The sequence below is a fragment of the Oscillibacter sp. genome (assembly GCF_031978065.1).
In the GTDB taxonomy this organism is placed as follows: Bacteria; Bacillota; Clostridia; order Oscillospirales; family Oscillospiraceae; genus Oscillibacter.
Window position 1 is genome coordinate 1 of record NZ_DALZCH010000119.1, and the last position, 6,235, is coordinate 6,235.

The 6,235-nt window shown below is 58.9% G+C and carries 6 protein-coding genes; 4 read left to right on the top strand and 2 right to left on the bottom strand.

Annotation, left to right across the window (positions count from 1 at the left end; translation table 11 throughout):
* A partial coding sequence (locus tag RTK01_RS14235) for an AAA family ATPase (protein ID WP_312281605.1) occupies nt 1-1,147 on the bottom strand: 1,147 nt, incomplete at its 3' end.
* 212 nt (nt 1,148-1,359) lie between these two features.
* Between RTK01_RS14235 and RTK01_RS14240 the strand changes: the two genes are divergently transcribed.
* Complete coding sequence (locus RTK01_RS14240) at nt 1,360-1,941, top strand: helix-turn-helix domain-containing protein (RefSeq protein ID WP_312281606.1); 582 nt, start codon at nt 1,360-1,362, stop codon at nt 1,939-1,941.
* A gap of 72 nt (nt 1,942-2,013) precedes the next feature.
* Here the strand turns inward: RTK01_RS14240 and RTK01_RS14245 are convergent, their stop codons facing one another.
* Nucleotides 2,014-2,778, bottom strand: coding sequence for an ATP-dependent Clp protease proteolytic subunit (locus RTK01_RS14245; RefSeq protein WP_312281607.1), 765 nt, complete (start codon nt 2,776-2,778; stop codon nt 2,014-2,016).
* A gap of 123 nt (nt 2,779-2,901) precedes the next feature.
* Here RTK01_RS14245 and proB point away from each other — a divergent pair, with 123 nt between their 5' ends.
* From proB to proC, 3 genes are all read left to right on the top strand, one after another.
* The gene (gene proB, locus RTK01_RS14250) at nt 2,902-3,696 is read left to right on the top strand and encodes a glutamate 5-kinase (protein WP_312281608.1); all 795 of its coding nucleotides are present in this window, start codon (nt 2,902-2,904) and stop codon (nt 3,694-3,696) included.
* Nucleotides 3,697-3,718: 22 nt separating this feature from the next.
* The gene (locus RTK01_RS14255; RefSeq protein ID WP_312281613.1) at nt 3,719-4,969 is read left to right on the top strand and encodes a glutamate-5-semialdehyde dehydrogenase; all 1,251 of its coding nucleotides are present in this window, start codon (nt 3,719-3,721) and stop codon (nt 4,967-4,969) included.
* 63 nt (nt 4,970-5,032) lie between these two features.
* The gene (gene proC / locus RTK01_RS14260) at nt 5,033-5,836 is read left to right on the top strand and encodes a pyrroline-5-carboxylate reductase (protein ID WP_312281609.1); all 804 of its coding nucleotides are present in this window, start codon (nt 5,033-5,035) and stop codon (nt 5,834-5,836) included.
* Nucleotides 5,837-6,235: the final 399 nt, after the last annotated feature.

Here is a 6,235-nt window from a genome sequence, read left to right on the forward strand (position 1 = left end):
CCGCCTCGCTCAGCTTGCCCTCCGCCGTCTGTGACGCTTCCCGAGCCTGCGCCAAAAGGGCTTCCAGTGTCGTGGACTCTTCGGCAATCTGCCGGTCAATCTCCGCGATGCGCGCCTCCTGCTCCTCGATTTGCTTCGCAAGACCGTCCGCCCGGTTCTCCTGATCCCGCAGCTCCCGCTCCACCCGGTCAATGTTTTCCCGATGGTGGGCGGCAGTGGTTTTCAGCACAGCCACGGCGGATTCCTGCTCCGCCGCCTGCGCGTCCTTTTCTCCGGCTTCCGACCGCAGACTTTCCGCTTCCATGTCCTTTTCCCGCATCCGCTGGCCATATTGCTCGCCCTCGGCGTACAGCGCGTCCAGCCGGACCCGGGCCTCGTCCCGGGCGGCCTCGGCGGCGTGGAAGTCGCTCTCGAGCTTTCTGGCCCCGGCCTTCAGCGCGTCCAAATCCTCCAGCCAGGTGGAAATCTCCAAAACGCGCAGTTCGTCCCGGAAAATCAGGTATTTCTTCGCCTTTTCCGCCTGATCCCGCAAAGGCTCCACCTGCAATTCAAGCTCCGCAATCTTGTCGTTAATGCGTACCAGATTTTCGTCCGTGCGCTGAAGCTTGCGCTCCGCCTCCTCCTTGCGGTGACGGTATTTGGAAATACCTGCGGCCTCCTCGAAAATCTCCCGGCGGTCGCCGCTTTTGGTGGACAGAATCTCATCAATCTTGCCCTGTCCGATAATAGAATACCCCTCCCGGCCCATGCCGGTGTCCAAAAACAGCTCCGTCACATCCTTAAGCCGGACTGACTGGCGGTTGATATAATATTCGCTCTCCCCGCTGCGGTAGTACCGCCGGGTAACGGCCACCTCGCCTTCCTCCATGGCGGGAAAAATATGCTCCGTGTTGTCCAGCACCAGCGTCACCTGCGCAAACCCCTGCTGGGGCCGCTTGGCGGTGCCGCCGAAAATCACGTCCTCCATCTTCGCGCCCCGCAGGCCCTTCACGCTCTGCTCTCCCATGACCCAGCGGATGGCATCGGAGGTATTCGATTTTCCGGAGCCGTTGGGCCCCACGATGGCGGTGATGTCCTCGCCGAACTTCAAAACCGTTTTGTCGGGAAAGGATTTGAAGCCCTGAATTTCCAATGCCTTTAAGTACAATGAAGCCACCTCTGTCAATAGAGATACTGTAACTACTCTACTATATCAAAAAAAGCATTTATATTCAAGGTACAATTTGAGAACGCTGTGAGAGAGACATTTCCCGAAGCACTTCTGTTTTCAAACTCTGCGGAGCGTAGGTTGCCATTTCGTCCGGAACGCAGTATTCTGCCCATAGCGGCAAATCCGATAAAAATGAGGAACGCAATTTTATGAATCACTATGTAACGGGCGCGGCCATCCGGGATCTGCGGGAAAAAAAGCAGCTCACCCAGCGCCAACTTGCCCAAACTCTATGCGTCAGCGACAAAACCGTTTCAAAATGGGAGACGGGCCGGGGTCTGCCGGATATCTCCCTACTGGAGCCTTTGGCGGCGGCCCTGAGCATCTCGGTGGCGGAGCTTTTGAGCGGCGAATGCTTTATCAACGCCAACCGCTCTGGAAACCTTCTGCGGAGCAAGTTCTACGTCTGCCCCATCTGCGGAAACGTCCTGTGGGCCACCGGTGAGGGCGCATTTTCCTGCTGCGGCGTGAACCTTCCGCCGTTGGAGGCGGAAGAGCCGGACGAGGCCCACAGCCTGCGGGCACAGCGGCTGGACGGCGAGTGGTACGTCACGCTGAATCACCCCATGCGTAAGGACCACTTTATCAGCTTTTTTGCGCTGGTAACTGATAGCCGGGCGGAGATTGTCCGGCTCTATCCGGAGCAGAGCGCCGAGGCCCGCTTCCCCTATCGAAGCGGAACGCTTTATGCCTGCTGCAATCGCCACGGACTGTTTCGCATCCAACTATAAAAAACGCTGCGGGAGCAAAGTTGCTTCCGCAGCGTTTTTCTCTATACCGTCTCCGCTTGTTTTGCGCCGCTTTCAGGAGAGACGTCTCTTTTTTACCGATTTCGGCTTTATTTCTCCGTAAAGCCAATCCAGCGCGTCGGAAAGCGTACCCACCTGGTCAATTAGCCCCAAACCCACGGCTTCCTCGCCGTACAGCACCGTGCCCACATCCGCCGCCATTTCTCCGGTTTTCATCATCAGGGACAGGAACGTATCCTTGTCAATGGCACAGTTACGGGTGACAAAGTCCACAATGCGGTCCTGCAACCGCTCGAAGTAATGGTACGTCTGGGGTGCGGCAATCACCGTGCCGCTCATGCGGACGGGGTGAACCGTCATCGCCGCCGAGGGCACCGCAAAGCTCCGCTTTGCCGCTACCGCCAGAGGAATGCCGATGGAGTGGCTCCCTCCCAGCACCAGAGACGCGGTGGGCTTGCCCATACCCGCAATCAGCTCCGCGATGCCAAGCCCGGCCTCGATGTCGCCGCCCACGGTGTTCAGAAGAAACAGCACGCCGTCCACCTCTTCAGACTGCTCCAGCGCCGCCAACAGCGGCATCACATGCTCATATTTCGTGGCTTTTGTGTTGGGCGCGGCGGCCATGTGCCCTTCGATCTGCCCGATGATGGTAAGGCAGTGGAGACTTCCCCGCCGGGTTTTGGTGGTGACGGAGCCGCTGTCCACAATCTGCTGTTGCCAAGCCTCCGGGCTGGTTCCGTTTTTGTCAGAGCCGGTGTCCGCGCCGGTGTCGGCCTCGTCTTCTTCCGTCTGCTTTTTTGTTTTTGTCTCTTCCGTCATGAAATCCCTCGCTTTCCGCACTAGCTTCTGCAAAAATTAGAAATTTACCCGGTTTCATTTTGAAAAACGCCGTGATATAATGCTTCAATATATCATCATTCTCTTGAGGGGAGCTGACAGACTTTGAAGCAGCAGCGTATTGTGGTGAAGGTGGGCACCTCCACCCTCACCCACGACTCCGGCGCGCTGAATCTGCACCGCATTGAGCAACTTGTGCGGGTTCTTTCGGATTTAAGCGGCATGGGCCATCAGGTAATTCTGGTGTCCTCCGGCGCCATTGCCGTGGGTGCGGCCCGGCTGAACATGCCAGAGCGGCCAAAAGAGCTACGGCTTAAGCAGGCAGCGGCGGCAGTGGGCCAGTGCCGCATTATGCACATTTACGACAAGTTTTTTTCCGAGTATAACCGCACCGTCTCCCAGATCCTGCTGACAGGGGACGACGTGGACGATCCCATCCGGGCCGAACATCTCACCAGCACCTTCGGTGCACTGCTGGAAATGCGGGTGATTCCCGTGGTGAATGAAAACGACTCTGTGTCCTCGGCGGAGATCGAAACGGGGCGGCACAAGGTTTTGGGCGACAACGACACGCTTTCCGCCATCGTGGCAAAGCTGTGCCGGGCGGACCTGCTGATTCTTATTTCGGACATTGACGGTCTGTACGACGCGGACCCCCATACCCATCCGGATGCAAAGCTTATCCGCCGGGTGGAGGCGCTGACGCCGGAGATTCTGGAGATGGCGGGGGGCGCAGGCTCGTGGCGGGGCACCGGCGGCATGGCCACTAAGCTGTCCGCCGCCAAAATCGCCATAGAGGCGGGCTGTGACATGGTGATCACCAACGGAAAGCGGACCGAGAACCTGTACGGCATCGTGGACGGCGCGGAAATTGGAACCAGATTTTTAGCTTTAAAATGAGGAGGCGCGGAGTATGGAACCTATGACAGCTTTAGAGCGGCAGGGCCAATTGGCCCGGGCCGCCGGACGGGTGCTGGCCATTACCGGCACGGCGCAGAAAAATGCCGCGCTGGAAACCATCGCCAATTTTCTGACAGAAAATCAGGACCTGTGGCTTGCCGCCAACGCGGAGGACGTGGCCGCCGCGTCGGCGGCGGGCATGCGCCCCGCCATGCTGGACCGGCTGACGCTGACGAAAGACCGGATTACCGGGATTGTGGAGGGCATTCGTCAGGTAGCGGCTCTGCCCGACCCCATCGGCACGGTGACAAAAATGGAAACCCGGCCCAACGGACTGATTATCGGGCGGCGGCGGGTCCCCCTCGGGGTCATCGCCATCATTTACGAGGCCCGCCCCAACGTCACCGCCGACGCGGCGGCCCTGTGTCTGAAATCCGGCAATGCCTGTATTCTCCGAGGCGGGAAGGAAGCCATTCGCTCCAACCGGGCGGCGGCGGAACTGATGCGCGCCGCGCTGGAAAACGCGGGTCTGCCCGCGGACTGCATCTCGCTGGTGCAGGACACCAGCCGCGACACGGCAAACGAGCTGATGCACCTGACGGAGTACGTGGACGTGCTGATTCCCCGGGGCGGCGCGGAGCTGATTCGCGCCGTGGCAAAAAACGCAAGCGTTCCCGTCATCCGCACGGGCGAGGGCGTGTGTCACGTCTATATCGACAGTGAGGCAGACTTGGACATGGGCGCCAAAATCCTGTTCAACGCCAAATGCTCCCGCCCCTCCGTGTGCAACGCTGTGGAGTGCGTGCTGGTGGCGGAGGACGTGGCAGGGGCCTTTTTTGAAAAAGCCGTTCCCCTGCTGAAGGACAAAAACGTGGAGCTGCGGTGCGACGAGGCCGCTCTGCCCATGATTGGCAAAGACGGCGTTCCTGCTCAGGAATCAGACTGGGACGCCGAGTATGACGACTATATTCTGGCTGTCCATGTTGTAAAGAATGCGGCGGAAGCCATTGATTTTATCAACACCCACGGCACCGGCCACTCTGAGTCCATTATTACCAAAAACTATTTTACCGCCCAACACTTTTTGAACGCGGTGGACGCGGCGGCGGTCTATGTCAACGCCTCCACCCGGTTTACCGACGGGTTTGAATTTGGTCTGGGCGCGGAAATCGGCATCTCCACCCAGAAGATGCATGCCCGGGGTCCCATGGGCTTAGAGGAGCTGACCAGCTCCAAATACGTGATTTACGGCGAGGGCCAGATTCGGGAATAACCGTTCCAGCTCCGGAGGAGCAGTCCGCCGGGGCCGGACGAATGTACGAAAGGTAGGAGCGATATGGCAACTTACGGATTTATCGGCGTTGGAAACATGGGCGGGGCGCTGGCACGGGCGGTATGCCGCACGGTGGAGCCCGATCAGGTGTTTCTCTCCAACCGCACCATGGCAAAGGCGGAGACGCTGGCTGAGGAGCTGGGCTGCCGCACGGCGGACGGCGAGGCCGTGGCCGAGAGCGCAGACTTCATTTTTCTGGGCGTGAAGCCCCACATGATGAAGGATCTTTTGGCCGACATCGGCCCGGTCCTTGCCGCGCGGGAGACGCGGTTTATTTTGGTGAGCATGGCGGCGGGCCTGTCCATCGCGGACATTCAGGAGCTGATCGGAGAGCCGTATCCCGTGATTCGCGTCATGCCCAACACCCCTTGCTCCATCGGCGAGGGGATGACGCTGTATTCCCACAGCGCCGACGTATCCGCCGAAGAGGAGCAGGCATTTCTTGCCGACATGGCCGGGGCCGGAAAATTCATGGCGCTGGATGAGCGGCTTATCGACGCGGGCAGCGCCGTCTCCGGCTGCGGCCCGGCGTTTATCTGCCTGTTTTTGGAGGCTTTGGCGGACGGCGGCGTGGCCTGCGGCCTGCCCCGGGCCACCGCCATCGAGCTTGCATCCCAGACACTGGTCGGCACGGCCCGTTTGCAGCAGGAGAGCGGAAAGCACCCCGGCGTGCTGAAGGATGCGGTGTGTTCTCCCGGCGGAACCACCATTCAGGGCGTTCGCGCGCTGGAAGATGGCGGCTTCCGGGCCGCTGCAATGAATGCAGTCATCGCCGCGTATGAGAAGACCGCCGCACTCAAACAATAAGGTTCTTTTCCATTCGTCATTGAAATGGCTGTATCTTTATGCGCGCGGCAGGCCTTGTTTAAAGGCCCGCCGCGCGCTTTACCGTGCTCTTTTTCCGAGCGCAAGTCCATGTCCTTTGGGGCATTTCCCTCCTCCGTTCAAAAGTTTTTTAAATTCTTTTTAAATTTGGGAACCTGACAGTACCTTATTTGCTCTAACAGTCAGAGCTCAAGTTTGGATCGGCCATCCGGAAAAGGACTTTGTATGTACCCAGATAGTTACACAGAAAGGAACAACCGCCGTGGACAGAGATGATTTTGCTTCTCGCGTTGTTGCGGCAGAGCCCACGCTGTACCGCATTTCCAAGTCAATCCTAAAAAATGACAGCGATTGTGCGGAAGGGGTGCAGGAGGAGATTGC